This window comes from Pseudomonas sp. 43(2021), from assembly GCF_017490805.1.
GTDB lineage: Bacteria > Pseudomonadota > Gammaproteobacteria > Pseudomonadales > Pseudomonadaceae > Aquipseudomonas.
In genome coordinates, this window is the sequence record NZ_JAFGYJ010000071.1 from 1 (window position 1) to 1,669 (window position 1,669).

Genomic DNA, 1,669 nt, shown 5'->3' on the forward strand with positions numbered 1-1,669 from the left:
GTAGCGTTCACCACGGTACCGTTGGCCAGTGGCGTGCCGGGGGTGAAGCTCCAGTTGCCGCTGCCGTCGGCGGTGATCTGGCCGATCGGGTTGCCGCTGCCATCGGTCAGGGTCACGGTGGCGCCCGCTTCAGCCGTACCGCTGATGGTCACACCGTTACTTGGATTGATGACCGGCGCAGCCGGCGCGCTGGAATCGACGGTAACCGTCGCTGCCGGGCCGGTATTGCCCGCCGGGTCGCTCGCCGTGGCATTGACCACCGTGCCATTGGCCAGCGGCGTCGCTGGAGTGAAGCTCCAGTTGCCACTGCCATCGGCCGTCACCTGGCCAATCGGATTACCGCTGCCATCGGTGAGGGTCACCGTGCTGTTTGGCTCGGCGGTACCGTTGATCACAGCGCCATTGCTCGGGTTGACTACCGGCGCAGCGGGTGCGAGCGCATCCACCGTGGTGCTGCCCTGCCCGCTGGTATTGCCGGCCGGGTCCTGAGCCACGGCGTTGACCACCGTGCCGTTGGCCAGCGGTGTGGCCGAGGTAAAGCTCCAGTCACCGTTGTTGTCGGCGGTCGTCTGGCCGATGGGGTTGCCGCTGCCATCGGTCAGGATGACAGTGCTGCCTGGCTCGGCGGTGCCGCTGATTTCGCTGCCGTTGCTCGGCTCGACCACCGGCGCCGCCGGGGCCACCGAGTCCACCGTGGTGCTCGACGGCGCGCTGGTGTTGCCGGTCGGGTCGGTTGCCGTGGCGTTCACCACGGTACCGTTGGCCAGCGGCGTGCCGGGGGTGAAACTCCAGTTGCCGCTGCCGTCGGCGGTGGTCTGGCCGATCGGGTTGCCGCTGCCATCGGTCAGGGTCACGGTGGCGCCTGCTTCAGCCGTACCACTGATCACCACCCCGTTGCTCGGGTCGATGATGGGTGCGGCCGGAGCGATGGCGTCAACGGTGACGCTGGTCGGCCCGCTGGTATTGCCGGCCGCGTCCTGGGCCACGGCATTGATCACCGTGCCGTTGGCCAGCGGAGTCGCAGGCGTGAAGGCCCAGTTGCCGCTGCCGTCGGCGGTCGTCTCGCCGATCGGGTTGCCGCCACCGTCAGTGAGGATGACGGTAGCGCCGGGCTCAGCGGTGCCCGTGAGGACTGCACCATTGCTCGGCTCGATAGTCGGCGCGGCCGGGGCGATGGCGTCAACGGTGACACTGGTCGGCCCGCTGGTATTGCCGGCCGGGTCCTGGGCCACGGCATTGATCACCGTGCCGTTGGCCAGCGGGGTCGCAGGCGTGAAGGCCCAGTTGCCGCTACCATCGGCAGTGGTCTGGCCGATCGGATTGCCACTGCCATCGGTCAGGGTGACGGTGCTGCCTGGCTCGGCGGTGCCGCTGATTTCCGTGCCATTGCTCGGCTCAACCACTGGCGTAGCCGGAGCAACCGAGTCCACCATGGTGCTCGACGGCGCGCTGGTGTTGCCGGTCGGGTCGGTTGCCGTGGCGTTCACCACGGTACCGTTGGCCAGCGGCGTGCCGGGGGTGAAACTCCAGTTGCCGCTGCCGTCGGCGGTGATCTGGCCGATCGGGTTGCCGCTGCCATCGGTCAGGGTCACGGTGGCGCCTGCTTCAGCTGTACCACTGATCACCACCCCGTTGCTCGGGTCGATGATGGGTGCGGCCGGGGCGATGG

The 1,669-nt window shown here is 68.7% G+C and carries 1 protein-coding gene; it reads right to left on the reverse strand.

The genetic code is table 11. The annotated features are described in order from the left end of the window. On the reverse strand, positions 1–1,669 hold a 1,669-nt coding region (locus J5M71_RS25865; protein ID WP_243434351.1), incomplete at both ends, for an Ig-like domain-containing protein.